Annotated in this window: 17 protein-coding genes and 1 pseudogene; 3 read left to right on the plus strand and 15 right to left on the minus strand. The window is 74.0% G+C overall.

Annotation, left to right across the window (positions count from 1 at the left end):
• Positions 1–3: 3 nt before the first annotated feature.
• Entirely contained in the window at positions 4–585 is a 582-nt protein-coding gene (locus ABZ478_RS31780) for a PadR family transcriptional regulator (RefSeq protein ID WP_359554753.1), read from the minus strand.
• A 72-nt stretch (positions 586–657) separates the two neighbouring features.
• On the opposite strand from ABZ478_RS31780, the gene ABZ478_RS31785 reads away from it, so the two are divergent.
• Complete coding sequence (locus tag ABZ478_RS31785; RefSeq protein WP_359554756.1) at positions 658–1,056, plus strand: nuclear transport factor 2 family protein; 399 nt, start codon at positions 658–660, stop codon at positions 1,054–1,056.
• A 28-nt stretch (positions 1,057–1,084) separates the two neighbouring features.
• Here the strand turns inward: ABZ478_RS31785 and ABZ478_RS31790 are convergent, their stop codons facing one another.
• Together ABZ478_RS31790 and ABZ478_RS31795 are read right to left on the minus strand one after the other, a co-directional pair.
• A complete protein-coding gene (locus ABZ478_RS31790) occupies positions 1,085–1,966 on the minus strand; it encodes a hypothetical protein (protein WP_359554759.1) in 882 nt (293 codons plus the stop codon).
• A 124-nt stretch (positions 1,967–2,090) separates the two neighbouring features.
• Complete coding sequence (locus ABZ478_RS31795; RefSeq protein ID WP_359554916.1) at positions 2,091–3,320, minus strand: cytochrome P450; 1,230 nt, start codon at positions 3,318–3,320, stop codon at positions 2,091–2,093.
• 419 nt (positions 3,321–3,739) lie between these two features.
• On the opposite strand from ABZ478_RS31795, the gene rho reads away from it, so the two are divergent.
• On the plus strand, positions 3,740–4,888 hold the full coding sequence (gene rho / locus ABZ478_RS31800; protein WP_359554762.1) for a transcription termination factor Rho: 1,149 nt from the start codon (positions 3,740–3,742) through the stop codon (positions 4,886–4,888).
• Positions 4,889–5,025: 137 nt separating this feature from the next.
• Positions 5,026–5,907 (plus strand): annotated as a pseudogene (locus ABZ478_RS31805) (serine hydrolase); the annotation flags it as partial.
• 50 nt (positions 5,908–5,957) lie between these two features.
• Here the strand turns inward: ABZ478_RS31805 and ABZ478_RS31810 are convergent.
• From ABZ478_RS31810 to ABZ478_RS31865, 12 genes are all read right to left on the minus strand, one after another.
• Positions 5,958–7,310, minus strand: coding sequence for a glycosyltransferase family 87 protein (locus ABZ478_RS31810; protein WP_359554765.1), 1,353 nt, complete (start codon positions 7,308–7,310; stop codon positions 5,958–5,960).
• Positions 7,307–8,701, minus strand: a complete 1,395-nt coding sequence (mptB, locus tag ABZ478_RS31815; RefSeq protein ID WP_359554767.1) for a polyprenol phosphomannose-dependent alpha 1,6 mannosyltransferase MptB — start codon at positions 8,699–8,701, stop codon at positions 7,307–7,309. Before mptB ends, ABZ478_RS31810 begins: the two co-directional genes overlap by 4 nt.
• Positions 8,702–8,810: 109 nt before the next feature.
• Positions 8,811–9,746 carry a glutaminase gene (locus ABZ478_RS31820; protein WP_359554770.1) on the minus strand — a complete coding sequence of 312 codons (936 nt, stop codon included), beginning with the start codon at positions 9,744–9,746 and terminating at the stop codon, positions 8,811–8,813.
• 45 nt (positions 9,747–9,791) lie between these two features.
• Positions 9,792–11,201: an aspartate ammonia-lyase gene (gene aspA / locus ABZ478_RS31825; protein WP_359554773.1), complete on the minus strand. Its 1,410-nt coding sequence runs from the start codon at positions 11,199–11,201 to the stop codon at positions 9,792–9,794.
• A 48-nt stretch (positions 11,202–11,249) separates the two neighbouring features.
• Positions 11,250–12,272, minus strand: a complete 1,023-nt coding sequence (locus ABZ478_RS31830; protein ID WP_359554776.1) for an asparaginase — start codon at positions 12,270–12,272, stop codon at positions 11,250–11,252.
• An 88-nt stretch (positions 12,273–12,360) separates the two neighbouring features.
• Entirely contained in the window at positions 12,361–13,038 is a 678-nt protein-coding gene (locus ABZ478_RS31835) for a FadR/GntR family transcriptional regulator (RefSeq protein ID WP_359554918.1), read from the minus strand.
• Positions 13,039–13,210: 172 nt separating this feature from the next.
• Positions 13,211–14,047, minus strand: a complete 837-nt coding sequence (locus ABZ478_RS31840; RefSeq protein ID WP_359554779.1) for an undecaprenyl-diphosphate phosphatase — start codon at positions 14,045–14,047, stop codon at positions 13,211–13,213.
• Positions 14,048–14,122: 75 nt separating this feature from the next.
• On the minus strand, positions 14,123–14,497 hold the full coding sequence (gene crcB / locus ABZ478_RS31845; RefSeq protein ID WP_359554782.1) for a fluoride efflux transporter CrcB: 375 nt from the start codon (positions 14,495–14,497) through the stop codon (positions 14,123–14,125).
• Positions 14,494–14,874, minus strand: coding sequence for a DUF190 domain-containing protein (locus tag ABZ478_RS31850; protein ID WP_359554784.1), 381 nt, complete (start codon positions 14,872–14,874; stop codon positions 14,494–14,496). Before ABZ478_RS31850 ends, crcB begins: the two co-directional genes overlap by 4 nt.
• A complete protein-coding gene (locus ABZ478_RS31855) occupies positions 14,871–15,332 on the minus strand; it encodes a CrcB family protein (protein ID WP_359554787.1) in 462 nt (153 codons plus the stop codon). Before ABZ478_RS31855 ends, ABZ478_RS31850 begins: the two co-directional genes overlap by 4 nt.
• 68 nt (positions 15,333–15,400) lie before the next feature.
• Positions 15,401–16,351: an SMP-30/gluconolactonase/LRE family protein gene (locus ABZ478_RS31860; protein WP_359554790.1), complete on the minus strand. Its 951-nt coding sequence runs from the start codon at positions 16,349–16,351 to the stop codon at positions 15,401–15,403.
• Positions 16,352–16,357: 6 nt separating this feature from the next.
• The gene (locus ABZ478_RS31865; protein WP_359554793.1) at positions 16,358–16,648 is read right to left on the minus strand and encodes an ArsR family transcriptional regulator; all 291 of its coding nucleotides are present in this window, start codon (positions 16,646–16,648) and stop codon (positions 16,358–16,360) included.
• Between the last annotated feature and the right edge of the window lie 124 nt (positions 16,649–16,772).

Raw genomic sequence — 16,772 nt, forward strand, 5'->3', positions numbered from 1 at the left:
AGCCTAGGCGTACTCGCCACCGGACGGCGAGGACACCCGCCGGTCGAGGACGCGCAGCACGCGCTCGCACCAGCGCAGGTTCTCCTCCTCGAAGGAGATGCCCGCCATGAGGGTGAGGTACGGGCCGATCCGGTCGGCCGTACGCAGGTACTCCTCCTCGGACCGCCCGGCGAGGAGACGTGCGCGCACCCGTTCGTAGCGGTCGAGTTTGCCGCGGGCCCAGCCCGCGCGCTCCTCGACGAGCGCCCGGGCCACCCCGGGGTCGCCGCCGTCCATGGCCTGGATCTTGATGAGGAGTTCGTCGCGGATGGCGGTGGGGCGTTTCGGCGGTTCGTCGGCGAAGGCGCGCAGCCGGCTCCGGCCGGCCTCGGTCAGGGTGAACATCCGCTTGGTGGGCCGGCGTTCCTGCGGCACCGTCCGGGCCTCGACCAGTCCGTCCTGCGCGAGGCGCTCCAGCTCGCGGTAGAGCTGCTGGGGGGTGGCGGGCCAGAAGTTCGCGAGCGAGACGTCGAACACCTTCGACAGCTCGTAGCCCGAGGCCTCCCCCTCCAGCAGGGCGGCCAGGACGGCGTACTTGAGCGACATGTGGACACGCTAGCAGCCGGTGATTACCCTCATCCGCACCTATTCAATTAATTGACTATGTGAGGTGATCCGATGCGCGCGTTCCGCGAGGCGGTCGAGGCGGGCGACCTGGACGCCGTCGAGGCGCTGCTGGCCGATGACGTCGTCTTCACCAGCCCCGTCGTCTTCAAGCCGTACCCCGGGAAGGCGATCACCGCGGCGATCCTGCGCGGGGTCTCCCAGGTCTTCGAGGACTTCCGCTACGAGCGGGAACTCGCCGGCGCCGACGGCCGCGACCACGCGCTGGTCTTCCGGGCGCGGGTGGGCGACCGGGAACTGAGCGGCTGCGACTTCATCCACCTCGACGACGACGGTCTGATCGACGAGCTCACGGTGATGGTGCGCCCGCTCTCGGGCGCCCAGGCGCTCGCCGCGGCCATGGGCGCCCGGTTCGACTCGATCGCGCGGGAGGCGGAGGCGCGCTCCGCGTGAGCGGCGCGGCCGGGACCGGGACGCGGCGTCAGTCCTTGAGCCGCTCCAGCGTCGCCCTGGTGTCCGTCTTCAGCCAGTCGGTCACGTCGGCGAGCCCGGGCGGGTCCTTGTCCTGGTCGTAGGAGCTGAGATAGACGCTGTAGCTCATCGTGTACGTCACCCAGCCGTCGCGCACGGCCAGCGTGGCGTACCGGGAGCCGCCGGTGGAGCCGCTGGTGGTGTCCTGGCTGACGAGGTAGGCCTCGTCGCCGATGCCCTTCACCGGGCTGACGTCGTAACCGGTGTGGCTGTCGCCGTAGTTGCTCCAGGTGGCGGTGAACTCGGGGGCCGGGTCGGTGCTGCGGTGCAGGTCCACCTGCATGGTGAGGTAGGCGTCCGAGTAGCTCGACCCGGTCTTCTTCAGCCCCACGCTGCAGGAACTCTCGTCCAGGGCGTCGTCCTTGAGCGAGTTGTGCGTGGGCGAGGCGTCGTTCTGCGGGTACTCGTCCGTGAAGGAGGAGTAGTCCGCGCCGGAGCACATGTTCGCGGGCGCCGAGTAGCCCCGCAGATCCACGTCGTCGCCCGTGCCGCCGACCAGGAACACACCGGCCGCCCAGGCCGCGGAGGCGACGACCGCTCCGACGGCCGCCCACAGCACCGCCCGCCCGGCACCACCACCGGCAGGCGGGGCGGGCACGGGCGCGTACAGCGGTGGCTGGGTGTACGGATGACCGGGCTGCGGCGGCGGCTGGAGCAGGCCCGGCTGCCCCACCAGGGTGGGCTGCGCGTGGAACTGCCCCGGCGCGGGGGACTGCGGACTCGGGTAGGGGTAGGCCGTCGGCTGTGCGGGCACCGCGGGCTGCGGGGCCGGCTGTCCGGGCTGCGGCGCGGGCCGGTCGGCCGGCTGCGGGGGCTGCGGGGGCGTGGACATGTCGCGACGATAGTGCCGCGTTGACGGTCAAGTCCCCTGACGTCCGGGATCGTTATGGTGTGGGGACATCTGGCACGGATCGGTGACGTCCGGTCCGGCTTCCGGCGCGCGGCGGCCCCTCGGCTCAGGGCACCGGGCGCACCGGGAGGGCGCGCACGCTGTTGCCGACGAAACCCGCGTGCGGGGCCAGTTCCGCGTCGGGGACGGCGAGTTCGAGCCCGGGGAAGCGGGTGAACAGCCGCTCCAGGGCGACGGTCGCCTCCAGGCGGGCCAGTGGGGCGCCGAGGCAGTAGTGGGCGCCGTGCCCGAGGGAGAGGTGGCGTACGGCGCCGGGACGGGCGGGCCGGGTGACGTCGAAGCGGTCGGCGTCCTGGCCGTGCGCCGCCCGGTCGCGGCCCGCGGCGGAGTAGCCGGCCAGGACGGGGGTGCCGGCGGGTATGAGCGTGCCGCCGACGGTGAGGTCGCGCACCGGGTAGCGGAACGGGAAGTAGCTGACCGGGGCGTCCCAGCGCAGGGTCTCCTCCACGACGTCGGCCCAGCTCGCCCCGCCCGCGCGCACCAGGCCGAGCTGGTCGCGGTGGCCGCACAGGGCGCGTACCGCGTTGGTGATCAGGTTGAGCGTGGTCTCGTGCCCGGCGATGATCATCAGCAGGAGCGTGCCGATCAGCTCCTGCCCGCTGAGCCGGTCGCCGTCCTCGTCCCGGGCCGCGATGAGCGCGCTGGTCAGGTCGTCGCCGGGGGCGGCGGCCCTCGCGGCGGCGATCTCCCCAAGTACGGCCAGGAGTTCACGGTTGGCGGCGACGGCCTCGGCGGGCTCGGTGTCGGTGGCCACGATCCGGCTGCTGAGGTGGTGCAGCCGGTCCCGGAACTCGGGGTCCACGCCGAGGAGTTCGCTGATGACGCCCATGGGCAGCGGGAGCGCGAAGTGCCGGCGCAGATCCGCGACGCCCCCGCCGGCCGCGGCGGCGGCCGCCAGCCCGTCCAGCAGCGACTCGGTCAACTCCTCGACGCGCGGCCTCAGTTCCTCGGTGCGCCTGGGGGTGAAGGCGCGACCGACCAGGGAGCGCAGCCGCCGGTGGTCCTCGCCGTCGGCGGTGGTCATGCCCGGTACGGTCGCGAAGGTGCGCAACGGCCATCCCTCGGCTATCAGCCCCTCGCGCAGCGCCGTGAAGTGACGTGCGTTCTTGGCCACGCCGGGATGCTGCAGGAACTCCCGGAGCGCTTCGTGCCCGAGGACGGCCGCGCCCTCGATGCCACCGGGCAGTTCGACCGGGGTCACGGCGCCGCGGGCCAGGAGTCGCGCGTTGTCGGCGTGCGGGCAGCCGCCTGCGGGGTCCAGACGGTGCGGCGGCATGGCGGGCGTGGTCTCCACCGGCAGCTCCTGACGGTCGTACGGCGAGGGTGACGCCGACGATCGTAGGCTCACCGGAGCCGCCCGGCCTGGGCTTTCACATCATGGGGAATATGCCCCCGCGACGCTGTGTTGGCGTGGTCACGGACATACCGCTCCGCCGGGTGGTACTGTGCCGACAGGTACTCGTGCACGTCCCCTCGCGGACGCCGGTGCCACTTCTCTCTCATCGCGCCGATCGGCCCGCCGGTCTCCGGCTCCGGCGCATCGGCTTCCCGGCACCACCTCGTGAACCGGCCTTCCGCCGTACCCGAGGTGCCGTTCCCGCCGCCCGGAGGCACCCGTGTGTCCGCCTCCCGCTCCCGGCCTCTCCCCCTTCTCTCCGGCTTTCTGTCTTCCGTCCGTGAAAGGACCTTCCAGCCATGACCACCACACTCGAACACCCCCCGGTCGCACAGCGGCCCCCGGCCGCCCGGCCCGTCACCGGTGTCCTGGACATCGACGCGCACGGGAAGGGGCGCCTGAGGGCCGCGCACCTGCTGCCCTCCCCCGAGGACCCGCAGGTCTCCCCCGCGCTGATCCGCCGTCACGGCCTGCGCCGGGGCGACCTCGTGCGGGGCGAGAGCACGGCGCGGGCCGGCCTGACCGGCATCACGCTGGTCGACGGCCGCGCTCCCGGCGAACTCCGCTCCCGCCGGCACTTCCACGAGCTCACCCCGCTGCACCCCCATGAGCGCCTCCGCCTGGAGCACCCGGCGTCCGGCCTTGCCGGGCGCGTCACCGACCTGTTCGCGCCGGTCGGAAAGGGGCAGCGCGGGCTGATCGTGGCCCCGCCGAAGAGCGGCAAGACCGTGCTGCTCCAGCAGCTCGCCGCCGCGGTCGCGGGCAACCACCCCGGCTGCCGGCTGATGGTGCTGCTGCTGGACGAGCGGCCCGAGGAGGTCACCGAGATGCGCCGCTCGGTGCGCGGCGAGGTCTACGCCTCCACCTTCGACCGGGCGGCCGGGGAGCACATCGCCCTGGCGGAACTGGTCGTCGAACGGGCCAAGCGGCTCGTCGAGGCCGGCGAGGACGTCGTCGTGCTGCTGGACTCGCTGACCCGGCTGTGCCGGGCCCACAACAACGCGTCCGCCGCCGGTGGCCGCACCCTGAGCGGCGGTGTCGACGCGGGCGCGCTGCTCGGCCCCAAGCGGTTCTTCGGCGCCGCCCGGCAGGCCGAGGAGGGCGGCTCGCTCACCATCCTCGCCACCGTCCTGGTGGACACCGGCTCGCGCGCCGACGGCTACTTCTTCGAGGAGCTGAAGAGCACCGGCAACATGGAGCTCCGGCTGGACCGGGAACCCGCCGCCCGCCGGGTCTTCCCGGCCGTGGACATCGACGCCACCGGTACCCGCCGAGAGGAACTGCTCCTCACCCCGGCCGAGTTGACGGTCACCCGGGGCCTGCGCCGGGCCCTGCGCTCCCGCGAGGGCGCACCGGGCGCCCTCGAGACGCTGCTCGAGCGCATGCGGGGAACCCCCGACAACGCCACGTTCCTGCGCCGCGTCCAGCCGACCCTGCCCGGCGGCTGAACGTCTCCGGGACACCCGTGAGCGCGGCGGCCGGGCCGCCTGCCGGGGCTCGCGCGGGTGCTGCGTCCGGGTTGCTCCCGTAGGCCGTCCGGCCCGGACAGCGCGCCGGACCCGCCGCGACTTCCTACGTTGATCCTATGATCACCGGATTCTCTCGTCGGGTCGCCTTCACGGCCTGTTACTTGTGTGTGGCGGGCACCCTCGCCCTCGCACCGGCCGCCGCCTCCACCGCACACCGTGCGGGGGATCCCGCGCCGCCCGGGCCACGCGCGTCGGTGCCCGAGCCGTCCCTGCTCCACCGGTCCGGCACGCAGGTCAGGCTCCGCAAGGGCGCCCCCGAGATCCCGGAGGTCTCCGCGCTGTCCTGGCTGGTCGCCGACGCCGGCAGCGGCGAGGTGCTGGCCGCCGACGACGCGCACCGCGAGCTGCCGCCCGCGAGCACCATGAAGACCCTGTTCGCCCTCACCGTGCTGCCCGGCCTGCCCTCGGGCATGCGGCACACCGTCGACTACCGGGAACTGGAGGACGTCGGCGAGGGCAGCAGCCTGGTCGGCGTCGAGGAGGGGCACAGCTACCAGGTGGCCGACCTGTGGCGCGGAGTGTTCCTCAGCTCGGGCAACGACGCCGTGCACGTGCTCGCCTCGCTGGGCGGCGGCTGGCAGGCCACCGCCAGGAAGATGCAGGCCAAGGCACGCTCCCTGGGCGCCCTGGACACCCATGTCGTCTCCCCCGACGGCTACGACGCCGACGGCCAGGTGTCCTCGGCGTACGACCTGGCCGTGTTCGGGCGGGCCGGGCTGCGCAACCCCGACTTCGCCCGGTACTGCTCCACCGCCCGGTCCCAGTTCCCGGGCGACGGCTGGCCGTACCAGATCGAGAACACCAACCGGCTGCTGACCGGTGAGGACGGCGTGGCTCCGTACCCCGGGCTGATCGGGATCAAGAACGGCTACACCAGCAACGCGGGCAACACCCTCGTCGCCGCGGCACGCCGGGACGGCCGCACCCTCGTGGTGACCGTGATGAACCCTCAGGAGGGCGGCGGCCTCGCCGTGTACGAGGAGGCCCGTCAGCTGCTCGACTGGGGCTTCGCCGCGGCGGGGCGGGTGGACCCGGTGGGGTCGCTGGACGCGCTGCGTCCCGGGGGCACCGCGGCCGCGGCCGCCGCACCCGCCGCGGCGACACCCGCCCCGGCGCCGGACGAGGACCCGGACTGGTCGCCCACCGCGGCCGTCGTGGGCTTCACCGGGCTCGGCGCGGCGGCGGTGGCGCTGGCCCTGCGGGCCAAGAACGGCCGGGACGCCCGCGGCTGACCGGCCGGCAGGCCCAGCAGCAGACCGAGCGTGACCCAGGTGTAGGCGTTGGAGCCGAGGAAGCCGCCGATGCCGGAGGCGTCCCGGACCCAGAGCCACACCACGCTGGTGCACAGCACCGCGTACACGGCGCCCGCGAGCCGCGGGTGCCCGGCGCGCACCAGCACCGCCAGGGACGGCAGCAGCCACACCAGGTGGTGCACCCAGGTGACCGGGCTGACCAGGCAGGCCGCCGCGCCGGTGAGCGCGAAGGCCGCCGGCCAGTCGCCGGCCGCCGCCGCCCGGCGGGCCCGCCAGGCCCACCCGCACAGCACCAGCAGCACCGCACCGGCCCACAGGGCGCGGTCCGGCTCGCCGAGGCGGGCCAGGACGCCCTGCAGCGACTGGTTCGAGACGTAGTCGAGCCGTCCGACGCGGCTCGTGTCCCACAGCGCCCGGGTCCAGTAGTGACGGGACGCGCCCGGGTCCGCCCAGGCGGCCAGCCCGGTCGCCGCGAGGGCGACGCAGCTCGCCACGGCGGCCGCCCGCCGGCGCCGGGCGAGCAGCAGCAGGGCGATGAACAGGGCGGGCGTGAGCTTCACCGCCGCGGCCAGCCCGATCCCGGCGCCCGCCCAGCGGCCGCGGCCGGTCCTCAGCAGCCAGGCGTCGCCCAGCACCAGGGCCAGCAGCACCAGGTTCACCTGCCCGAAGCTGACGGTGTCCCGCAGCGGCTCGAACAGCGCGAGCAGGCACAGCGTCAGCGACCAGTGGAACCAGCCGTGCCCTCGCCGGCCGGGCCCGGCGAGAACACGCAGGACCACCGCCAGCGCGGCCAGGTTCACCAGCAGGGAGGCGGCGATCGCGGTGTGCCGGCCCATCGCGGCCAGGGGCAGCATGAGCAGCGCGGCCAACGGCGGATAGGTGAAGCCGTACGGCGTCCCCGGCACCCGGTAGTCGTAGATCCGGCCGCCGTGCCCGGCCCAGGTGTGCACGGTCCCGTAGTAGACGCGCAGGTCGAAGAAGTCCCGCAGCAGCGGCACGGTGGCCGTGAACACGGTCACCGCGGCGGCCAGGGCAGCCACGAGCAGCAGGCGTCCGCGATCGGTGCGCGGCAGCGAAGGGCCCCTCATGCCGTCTCTCCCGCCGCCGGTGCCCGGGCGGCCGGCCGGGCCCGCCACAGCAGGACCAGGCCCAGCGCGCCGCCGCAGACGGCGAGGGCGAGCTGGCCGGGGGCCGGCGGGCCGCCGCTCGGCAGCACGGCGAGCGCCAGCACACCGGTCAGCGCGGCGACCCGGTGCCGCACCGAGGTGCTGGGCGCGGCCGCCGCTATGAGGAACAGGCCCCACAGCACGTACCAGGGCCGGATGGCCGGGCCCAGCACGGCGACCGCGAGCAGGCTCAGCCCGAGGGCGTACACCGGCAGCGGGCGCAGCCGGAGCCAGATCAGCGTCACGGCGACGGCGGTGGCCACCAGGCCCAGCAGATGCCAGGCGGGCACGGCGAGCGGGGCCAGGCCGCTGCCGAGGTGTTCGAGCAGGGCGCCGGTGGCCCGGCCGAGCAAGCTGGTCAGGGCCCAGTTGTGCGCGGAGACGGGGGTGTCCAGGGCGCCGATCCAGCCGTATCCCGTGCCGGCGACGGCGGTGGCGAGGACCGTGGTCGCCGTGGCGCCGGCCGCCGTCGTGACCGTGGCGCGCAGCGGGCCGCGGCCGGCGTGGAGCTGGAGGATCAGCGCCGCGGGCAGGCCGAGCGCGGCGGGCGCCTTGACCAGGGCGGCCAGGGTGATGAGCACGGTGCCGAGCAGGGGCCACCGGCCGAGGGCCGCGACCAGGCCGAGTCCCAGCAGGCCGAGCATGAGCGCGTCGTTGTGGGCACCCGCGACCAGGTGCAGCAGGACCAGCGGGTTCAGGGCGCCGAGCCACAGCGCGGCGGCCGGGTCGGCGCCGCTGTGCCGGGCCAGGCGGGGCAGCGCCGCGGCCATGAGGGCGACGCCCAGCACGGCGACCAGGCGCATGCCGAGCAGACCGGCGGGCAGCTCGCCGCGGGTCAGGGCGGACAGCGCCGAGGCCAGGGCGAGGAACGCCGGGCCGTAGGGGGCGGCCGTGTGCTGCCATACCGGCGCTACCTCGTCGGCCAGCGGGCCGCCGAGCCGGGCGGGACCGTGGGCGTACACGTCCATGTGGGCGTCGACCATGGCGCCCTGCGCGAGATAGCTGTAGACGTCCCGGCTGAACAGCGGGGGCGCGAGCAGCAGCGGGGCCGCCCAGACGGCGAGCACCAGCAGCAGGGAGCGCTCGCCGGGCGGTCGCGGGCCCCGCACCAGACGGCCGAGCAGCGCCCAGGCCGCGGTGAGCAGCACGACCCCGCAGTAGACCCCGACCAGGCCGAGCGCGGCCCCTGCGGAGGCGGGGGCCAGCATGTCCCGCACCGGCAGGGCGCCGGCCGTCTTCCCGCCCAGCGCGAGGCATGCGGTGCCGGCCAGTCCGAGCACCTGGCAGCGGCGGAGGTCGAGGGGAAGGGGCATGGCCGGCACCGGGTCAGCGTGGCAATCCAGGGTGGCCGCAAGACGACGCTCCCCGCACCGGCGGGCGGCCCGTACATGACCGCCGTGTGCGCGGCGTGGCCGGTCCGGGTCAGAACACCGACAGACCGGTGAGCGTGGTGAACCGGTCCAGCGCCGCCACGCCCGCCACCGAGTTGCCCCGTTCGTCGAGCCCCGGGCTCCACACGCACAGCGTGCAGCGGCCCGGGACCACCGCGATGATGCCGCCGCCGACACCGCTCTTGCCGGGCAGCCCGACCCGGTAGGCGAAGTCGCCGGCCGCGTCGTACGTCCCGCAGGTCAGCATCACCGCGTTGACCTGCTTGGCCTGGCTGCGGCTGAGCAGCCGGGTGCCGTCGGCGCGGATGCCGTGCCGGGCCAGGAAACCGGTGGCGAGGGCGAGGTCGGCGCAGGAGGCGGCGACGGAGCACTGCCGGAAGTACTGGTCGAGCAGCACCGGTACGTCGTTGTCGATGTTGTGGTACGACGCCATGAAGTGCGCCAGGGCCGCGTTGCGGTCGCCGTGCGCGGTCTCGGAGGCGGCGACCTCTTGGTCGAAGTCCAGGCCGGGGTTGCCGCTCTCGGTGCGCAGGAAGGCGAGCAGTTCGCCGGAGGCGTCGCCGGTGCGGGTCTGCAGGCGGTCGGTGACGACCAGCGCGCCCGCGTTGATGAAGGGGTTGCGCGGAATGCCGTTCTCGTACTCGAGCTGCACCAGGGAGTTGAACGGGTTCCCGGAGGGCTCGCGGCCGACGTGCTCCCAGAGTTCGTCGCCCTCGCGGGCCAGGTCCAGGGCGAGGGTGAACACCTTGGTGATGGACTGCGTGGAGAACGGCTGCCGCCACTCCCCCACCCCGTACACCGTGCCGTCCGGTTCGGCGACGGCCATGCCGAAGCTGCGCGGATCACAGGCCGCGAGCGCCGGGATGTAGTCGGCGGGGCGCCCGTGGCCGGGCGTGCGGCCCAGCTCCTGCGCGATGCGCTCCAGGACCGGCAGGAAGGCGGGGGACGACGTCGTCATGATCGCCATTGTGCCTCCGGGCCGGTCCGCGCGCGTCGTACGTGCCCGCGCCTGTCAGGCGGCGGGCGCCCCGCTGCCCGCGACGATCTCGGGGCGCAGCAGTCCGGCCAGCCGGTCGGCGGGCAACAGGCCCTTCTCCAGGACGAGTTCGGCCACGCCCCGGCCGGTGGCGAGGGCTTCCTTGGCGATGTCGGTGGCGGCCGTGTAGCCGATGTACGGGTTGAGGGCGGTGACCAGCCCGATGGAGTTCTCCACGGCGGCGCGCAGCCGCTCGGTGTTGGCGGTGATGCCGGTGACGCACCGCTCGGCCAGCGTCAGGCAGGCGCTGCGCAGGTGGGTGATGCTCTCCGACAGGGAGTGCAGGATGAGCGGCTCGAAGGCGTTGAGCTGGAGCTGTCCCGCCTCGGCGGCCATGGTGATGGCGACGTCGTTGCCGATGACCTCGAAGGCGACCTGGTTGACGACCTCGGGGATGACCGGGTTGACCTTGCCCGGCATGATCGACGAACCGGCCTGCACCGGAGGCAGGTTGATCTCGCCGAGGCCCGCGCGGGGGCCTGAGGACAGCAGGCGCAGGTCGTTGCAGCTCTTGGAGAGCTTGACCGCGATCCGCTTCAGCACACCGGACATCTGCACGAAGGCGCCGCAGTCCTGGGTGGCCTCGACGAGGTTGGCCGCGGTGACCAGGGGCAGTCCGGTGATCGCGGCGAGGTGCCGGCGGGCGGCCTCGGCGTAACCGGCCGGGGCGTTGAGGCCGGTGCCGATGGCGGTGGCGCCGAGGTTGATCTCGTGGATCAGTTCCACGGCCTCGGCGAGCCGGCTGCGGTCCTCGTCGAGCATCACGGCGAACGCCGAGAACTCCTGGCCGAGGGTCATCGGCACGGCGTCCTGGAGCTGGGTGCGGCCCATCTTCAGCACGTCGCGGAACTCGAAGGCCTTCCCCGCGAAGGCGTCCTGGAGGACGGCCATGGCCTTGAGCAGGCCGCGCACCGCGAACACCGTCGCGATCTTGACGGCGGTGGGGTAGACGTCGTTGGTGGACTGGCCGAGGTTGACGTCCTCGTTGGGGTGCAGGTGCGCGTACTCGCCCTTGCCGTGGCCGAGCAGCTCCAGCGCGCGGTTGGCCACGACCTCGTTGGCGTTCATGTTGGTCGACGTGCCGGCGCCGCCCTGGATGACGTCCACGACGAACTGGTCGTGCAGCTTGCCCGCGCGTATCTCCCGGCAGGCGGCGACGATCGCGGCCGCCTTCCGGGGCTCCAGCAGACCGAGTTCCTCGTTGGCGAGGGCGGCGGCCTCCTTGACGGCGGCCAGGGCGTCGATCAGGTGCGGGTAGGCGGAGATCGGGGTGCCGGTGATGGGGAAGTTCTCCGTCGCGCGCAGGGTGTGGATGCCCCAGTACGCGTCGGCGGGTACGTCGCGGTCGCCGAGCAGGTCGTGCTCGCTTCGGGTGGCGGCGGTCATCGGGGGCGGCCTCTTTCGGAGGTACGGGGGTGGGGGGCGGGGGGCGGGTCAGGCGCAGGCCGGCTGCGGGGCCGGGTCCAGTGCCGGTACGGGCCGCACCCGGCCGACCTGCTCCCCTCCGCCGAGCAGCGGCTCGCCCTCGAACGCGGTGAGCAGGGCGGGGTCGACGCCGGCCCGGGCCAGGGCCGCCGCGGCCACCGGTATGCGGGCCCGGTTCGCGCCGTCGGCGATCTTGACGGCGACGGCGCGGCCGTCCGGGAGCGCGGCGACCTGGACGCCCTCGAAGCCGTCCTTGGCGAGCAGGCCCGGTACGGCCCGCATCAGCTCGGCCACGTCCCGGCCGGTGCCGGAGGCCATCTCGGCGTGCTCGCGCATGGCGTCGGCCACCCGGGCCTCCGGGGTGCCGGGCGCGGCGGTGGTGAGGCGGGCGGCGGCGCGGGCGAGGCCGTGCAGCGAGACGGAGAACAGCGGCGCGCCGCAGCCGTCCACGGTCACCCGGGCGACCGGCTGGCCGGTGAGTTCCTCGACCGTGTCCGCGACGGCCCGCTGGAGCGGGTGGGCCGGGTCCAGGTAGTCCGGCAGGGACCAGCCGTTGAGCTTCGCGGTCCACAGCATCGCCGCGTGCTTGCCGGAGCAGTTCTGGGCGAGCCGGGAGGGCTCCCGGCCCTCGCGGACCCAGGTGTCCCGGACGGCCGGGCCGTACGGCATGTCGGGCACGTTGCGCAGGTCGTCCTCGCCGAGGCCGGCGAGTTCGAGGATCCGCCGGGTGCCGTCGAGGTGCCGTTCCTCGCCGGAGTGGCTGGCGGCGGCCAGGGAGAGCAGCGCGCCGTCCAGCGGGAGCCCGGCGCGCAGCATGGCCACGGCCTGGAGGGGCTTGAGGGCCGAGCGGGGGTAGAACGCGGCCTCGGTGTCGCCGAGCCGGAGCTGGACACGGCCGTCGGCGCCGAGGACGACGACCGAGCCGTAGTGGACGCCCTCGACGACCCCGCCGCGCACGAGGTGGGCGACGGGGGTGTGCCGGGGTTCACGGACGGCGGGCGCGGACGCGGTGGCGGGAGAGCTGCTGTACATCACTGCCTGAATCGGTGGTCGGAGCGGGAATGCGGGAGGGGCGGAGGGCGGGGAGAGCGGTGCGGAGGGCCGGCGTACCGGCCATGGGTCACGCGCCGGGTCCGCCGCCGGTGGGCGTGTCCGGGCGTCCGGCGCGGACGATGTCGGTGAGGGTCGTCTCGACGCGGTCGAGGTGGTGGCTCATGGCCTGGACGGCGTCGTGTTCGCTGCCGTCCACCAGCGCCTCGAGGATCGCCCGGTGCTCGCGGTTCGACTGCTCGCGGCGCCCGCCCAGTTCGTTGAGGAAGGCGGACTGGCGGGCCAGCGCGTCGCGGATCTCCTCGATGACCCGGCGGAAGACCGGGTTCTGCGCGGCCTCGGCGACGGCGAGGTGGAAGAGGCTGTCCATCGCGACCCACGCGGTGGTGTCCGTCTCCCGCTCCATGCGGTCGAGCAGCCGGCCGAGCCGGTCCAGGTTCTCCGGGGTGCGGCGGACCGCCGCGTAGCCGGCGACCGGGATCTCGACGTGGCGGCGGACCTCCAGCAGGTGGCCGGCCGTGTAGTCGCCGAAGGTGGGCTCGTCGACGGAGTCCGCGACGACGAAGGTGCCCTTGCCGGTCCGGGAGACCGTCAGGCCCATCGTCTGCAGGGCGCGCAGCGCCTCGCGGAGCACGGGCCGGGAGACCTCGAGGGTGCGGCACAGCTCGGCCTCGGAGGGGAGCTTGTCGCCCACGGCGTACTCGCCGCGTTCGATGGCGCCACGAAGGTGGCCGAGGACCGCCTCCATGGCGCTGACGCGCCGCGGAACGGGACCACCTGTCTGGCTGTCTGACAGGTTCACGGAGCGATCCTGCGGCCTGCGGGAGGCCGCTGTCAAGGCGGGCCCCGCCGGGGGAAACGGACACGGGGCGCGGCGCCCGGGCGGGCTGCCGCACCCCGTGGGTGGCCGGTGACTCCGGTCAGCTGTTGAGCGTGCCGGTGGCGAGGAGGCCGAGGAGCGCCACGCCGATCACGATCCGGTAGATCACGAAGGCGTTGAAGGAGTGCTTCGCGACGAACTTCAGCAGCCAGGCGATGGAGGCGTAGGCGACCACGAAGGACACGATCGTGCCGACGGCCAGCGGGGCGGCGCCCACGCCCGCGCCGAGGGCGTCCTTCAGCTCGTAGATGCCGGCGCCGGTCAGGGCCGGGATGCCGAGGAAGAAGGACAGCCGGGTGGCCGCGACCCGGTCCAGGTCGAGGATGAGCGCGGTGGACATGGTGGCGCCGGAGCGGGAGAAGCCGGGGAAGAGCAGCGCGAGGATCTGCGAGCAGCCGACCAGCATCGCGTCCTTGAAGGAGGTGTCGTCCTCACCGCGCTTGTGCCGGCCCATCTGGTCGGCCGCCCACATCACGCCCGACCCGACGATCAGCGATCCGGCGACCACCCACAGCGACGCGAGCGGGCCTTCGATCAGCGGCTTCGCGGCCAGGCCGACCACGACGATCGGGATGGTCGCGGCGATCACCCACCAGGCGAACTTGTAGTCGTGGTGGTAGCGCTCCTCGGGCTTGGTCAGACCGCGGAACCAGGCGGAGACGATCCGCTTGATGTCCTTGAAGAAGTACACGAGCACCGCCGCGATGGCGCCGACCTGGATGACGGCGGAGAAGCCGACGACGGACTTGTCGTCGACGGGGATGTCCATGAGCCCTTCGGCGATCTTGAGGTGGCCGGTCGACGACACGGGGAGGAATTCGGTCACCCCCTCGACGACTCCGAGGACGACGGCCTGACCGACGGAGATGGCGCTCATGGGATCCAGTTCTGAGAAGAGTTGGTCGACAGTGCTGTAGACGTTCCTACTATGCCCGGTCCGGCGGACCGGTCGCTACGCCCACAGGGCGCCGGCGAGCCACACCCCGGCGAAGGCCGCCGCCAGACCGGCCACCACGCTCGCCGCGGCGTTGGCCGCAGCGTAGAGGGCCGCACCGGCCTCGGTCAGCCTGAGCGTCTCGTAGGAGAACGTCGAGTACGTCGTCAGGGCCCCGCACAGGCCGGTGCCCAGCAGCAACTGAAGGTGCTGACCTGCGGCTCCCGCGGAGGCCGCGCCGGTGAGCAGACCGAGGACCAGGCAGCCGGTGACGTTCACCACGAAGGTGCCCCAGGGGAAGAGCGAGTCGTGCCTGGCCTGGACGGCGCGGTCGGTGAGATAGCGCAGAGGCGCGCCGACCACGGCCCCCAGCACGACCAGCAGCCAGTTCACAACGACCTCTTACCCTTCGGGTCCGTTCCGTCCGGGTCCGCGCCCCGCCCCACGTACCGGATGACCTCGCAGTCCTCCAAGGTCACCAGCCCTTCACCGACCAGTTCGTCGAGCTGCGGCAGGAACGCCCGGATCCGCTCCTCGGTGTCCACGACGACGATCGCGACGGGCAGGTCCTCGCTCAGCGACAGCAGCCGGGAGGTGTGGATGCGCGAGGAGGCGCCGAAGCCCTCGACGCCCCGGAAGACGCTGGCCCCGGCGAGGCCGGCGGTGTGCGCGCGGTGCACGATCTCGGAGTAGAGGGGCCGGTGGTGCCAGGTGTCGTCCTCGCCGATGTACACGGTCAGCCGCAGGGCCCGGCCGGTGAGGGATGTCATCGCTGCCTCCTGGTGAGCAGGGCGCGGGCGGCGGCCGAGGCCGCCCACACCGCCGCGAGGGCCGCGAGCAGGGTGACGGCGAGATACGCGAGAGCGGTGCGCGGGTGCCCGCCGTCGGCCAGCTTCTGGATGTCGACGGCGTAGGTGGAGAAGGTGGTGTAGCCGCCGAGCACACCGGTGCCGAAGAACGGGCGCACCAGCCGGTGGGCGGCCCACACGTCGGTGATCAGCACCATGAACACGCCGATCACGGCGCAGCCGGTGACGTTGGTCCAGAAGGTCGCCCAGGGGAAACCGCCGGGCGGGGCGGGCCGGGCCAGGGTGAGCGCGTAGCGGGCCGTCGCGCCGAGGGCGCCGCCGGCGGCGACCACCGCGACGACGGGGGCCTGGGCGCGCCAGGCGGGCCGCCGCCGCTGCGCGGGGCGGGCGCGGAGGCTCTCGGCTTCCGGGGCTGTCATGCTCGTGGATCTCCTGTTCGGCCGGACCACGACGGGTGATCACGGCCGGGCACCAGGGTACCGCCGGGTCATCCGGTGGCCGGAGCCGCGCAGACGGCGACGCCCGGCTCCCAGAAGCTGCCGAGGACCAGCAGGGAACCGGTCACGCAGACGCTGGTGACCATGCGGAAGCCGGAGCGGTGGCGGCTCAGGTGGTGCACGGTGCGGCCGTGGTCGTCGACCGCCACCACACCGATCGTGCCGCCGGGGCGGAACGGGGCGCGGACGGCGGCCCGGGCGGCGGCGCGGCGGGCGCCCGGCGGGGTGCGGTGCAGCAGGTCGAGCGGAGGGACGCGGGGCCCGGCCAGGGCCACCCAGACCGGGCCGTCCGGGCCCTCGCGCCACATGTTGTCGGGCATGCCCGGCAGGTCCGCGAAGAGTTCGGCCTGTCCGGCGCGTGGCCCGGTGAGGTGGTAGCGGGTGAGCCGGCAGGCGCCGGTCTCGGCGATGATCAGGAAGGTGCCGTCACCGCTCACGGCGAGGCCGTTGGCGAACTGGAGGCCGTCCAGCAGCACTTCGGGGGCGCCGCCGCCGGGCGGGAGGCGGAGCAGCCGGCCGGTGCCGGTGTGCTCCACGATGTCGCCGATCCACTGGTCCAGGGGGTAGCGGCGGCTGGAGGCGGTGAAGCAGACACTGCCGTCGTCCAGCGCGACGGCGTTGCTGCACACCCGCAGCGGCTCCCCCGCCACCGAGTCCGCCAGGACCCGCACGGCGCCGCCCGGGTCGACCCGGAGCAGGCCGCGTTCCGCGTCGCACACCAGCAGGCCGCCGTCGGCGAGCGGTTCCAGACCGAGCGGGCGGCCGCCGGTGTCGGCCAGTGTCTCGACCCGGGCCGTGTGCGGCTCGGCGAGACGACGGATCCGCAGGACGCGGCCGTCCGCCGTCCCGGTCAGGACGTGGCCTTCGGCGTCGGTCACCACATCCTCGGGGCCGCGGCCGCCGAGGCCGACGTAGTGGAGTGGGACGAGTGCTGTGGTCATACGTCTTCACCAGCCCTTCTCGAACATGCGGGCCACCTCGGCGATACGGATCTCGTCACGCCGGTAGTGGGTGCGGCACCGGATCCGCCGGGTGCGCAGGAGGCCCAGGCGGGCCAGCAGGTCGAGGTGGGCGGCGGCGGTCCGGCGGGGCACGCCCAGCTTGGCGGCCACGGCCCGCGCGGTGACGCCCGCCTCGGCCGGGTCGCCGCTCCCGCGCCGGGCCGGGAAGTGCGCCGCCGGGTCCTTGAGCCAGTCAAGGATGGTCTGCCGTACGCGGCCCGAGGGAGTTCCCGTCATCCGTCCCGCCTCCGTCCCCGGCCTCCTCGTGCGCGGTGTTCCCACTCTGACGCAGCCGGACACGTCCCGTACGGGACTCGCCGGCCCCTGACCGGTACCGAACGGCCTTTGCCACGACAGGATT

Origin of the sequence: Streptomyces sp. NPDC005706 (assembly GCF_040631045.1) — a bacterium.
GTDB lineage: Bacteria > Actinomycetota > Actinomycetes > Streptomycetales > Streptomycetaceae > Streptomyces.